1 protein-coding gene, 1 tRNA gene and 1 pseudogene are annotated in these 1,944 nt (G+C 70.1%); all 3 read left to right on the top strand.

Going from position 1 to position 1,944, the window contains the following annotated elements; genetic code table 11:
* The first annotated feature begins 47 nt into the window (after window positions 1-47).
* Window positions 48-127 (top strand) — tRNA-OTHER (locus F9K34_RS18825).
* A gap of 143 nt (window positions 128-270) precedes the next feature.
* Entirely contained in the window at window positions 271-1,182 is a 912-nt protein-coding gene (locus F9K34_RS18820) for an AAA family ATPase (RefSeq protein ID WP_291338627.1), read from the top strand.
* Between the two features lie 81 nt (window positions 1,183-1,263).
* Window positions 1,264-1,944: pseudogene (locus tag F9K34_RS18815) on the top strand (VWA domain-containing protein); the annotation flags it as partial.

Below are 1,944 nucleotides of genomic sequence, written 5' to 3'. Positions count from 1 at the left end.
TAAGTCAAGCCTTTGATTTCCTTGAAGCGGCGTAACGCGGGCGTAATGGCTAAGTCATTGATCTAGAACAATACATTGATAACTCATAATCATGGGGTCGGCGGTTCAAGTCCGCCCCTAGCCACCACATTTCCCTGACCGCGGCCGGTGCGACAGATGGCCTCTCGGCCTTTGGTCGCATGTCCGCGCGACCGGGCTGGACAGGCGCGCGGCGCCGGTCTTAGCTGGCCGCAGGGCAGCGAAGGCCCGGCAAGTGGAGGATCCTGCGCCGTGACCGGCCTTCCTTCGGACATCTCCGAGGTCACCCGGCTCCTCGCCGGCAGTGACTATGTCGCCGACCGGGCGCTTTCGACCGTGGTCTTTCTGGCGCTGAAGCTCGGCCGGCCGCTCTTTCTCGAAGGCGAGGCGGGCGTCGGCAAGACCGAGATCGCCAAGGCCATCGCCACCGCCCTCGGCCGCCGCCTGATCCGGCTCCAGTGCTACGAGGGGCTCGACGCCGCCTCGGCCGTCTGCGACTGGAACTTCGCCGCGCAGATGCTGGCGATCCGCACCGCCGAGGCAGGCGGGGGCGCCGACCGCGATACGCTGCGGGCCGAACTCTTCACCGAGGACTACCTGATCGAGCGGCCGCTCCTCGCCGCGATGCGCCCCCAGCCCGGCGGCCCGCCCGTCCTTCTCATCGACGAACTCGACCGCACCGACGAGCCCTTCGAGGCGTTCCTCCTTGAGGCGCTCTCCGACTTCCAGGTGACGATCCCGGAACTCGGCACGATCCGCGCGCCGGAACCCCCCATCGTCATCCTCACCTCGAACCGCACCCGCGAGGTGCATGACGCGCTGAAGCGCCGCTGCCTCTACCACTGGGTCGATTACCCCTCGTTCGAGCGCGAGATGGAGATCCTGCGCGCCCGCGCGCCGGAGGCCACGGAAACCCTCAGCCGCGAGATCGTCGCCTTCGTCCAGAAGCTCCGGCGCGAGGACCTCTTCAAGAAGCCGGGCGTGGCCGAGACGATCGACTGGGCGAAATGCCTCCTCGCGCTCGACGTCATCGCGCTTTCGCCCGAGGTCATCGCCGACACGCTCGGGGCGATCCTGAAATACCAGGACGACATCCAGAAGATCGCCGGCGCCCCCGCGAAGAAGATCCTCGACGAGTTGCGCGCCGAGCTCGCGTCGGCCTGAGGCTCCAGACCATGCGTCGGCGGCTTCAGCGTTGCGGAAATGCCCCGGGGGTGCCGGGGCCGCGCCCCCGCCCTTACGCCGATGGCTGAGCTCTTTCCCCTCGACATCCCCGAGGACGGCAAGCTCGCCGCCAACATCGCCCATTTTGCCCGCGCCCTGCGCCGGGCGGGGCTCAAGGTCGGTCCCGGCCGGGTGATCGACGCGATCCGGGCCGTGGAGGCGGCGGGCTTCACCGAACGGGCCGATTTCTACTGGGTGCTCCACGCCTGCTTCGTCTCCCGCCCCGAGGAGCGGGCGGTCTTCGCGCAGGTCTTCCGGCTCTACTGGCGCGACCCGCGCTATCTCGAACACATGATGAGCCTGATGCTCCCGGCCGTGCGCGGCGTACAGGAGGACCGCCGCGCCGAGGCCGCGGAGAAGCGCGCCGCGCAGGCGCTTCTGGACGGGGCGGAGCGCGACCTGCCGCCCCCGCCCGAGGACGGCGCGGAGGACGAGGTGGAGATGGTGGCCGACGCCACCGCCACCGCCTCGGCCGAGGAACGGCTGCGCACGCTCGACTTCGAGCAGATGTCGGTGGCCGAGGTCGCCGAGGCCAAGCGGATGCTCGCCCGGCTGACGCTGCCGGTGCGCCCGCTCGCCTCGCGCCGGACCATGGCGGACCCGCGCGGAAGGCTCGCCGATTGGCGGGCGACGATGCGCGCCGCGATGCGGCGGGGCGGGGAGGTGCAGCTTCTCGGCACGCGGCGGCGGCGGACCCGCTGG

This window comes from Albidovulum sp., assembly GCF_008933605.1.
Taxonomy (GTDB): Bacteria; Pseudomonadota; Alphaproteobacteria; order Rhodobacterales; family Rhodobacteraceae; genus Albidovulum.
This window is presented reverse-complemented; position numbering and strand designations above follow the sequence as displayed.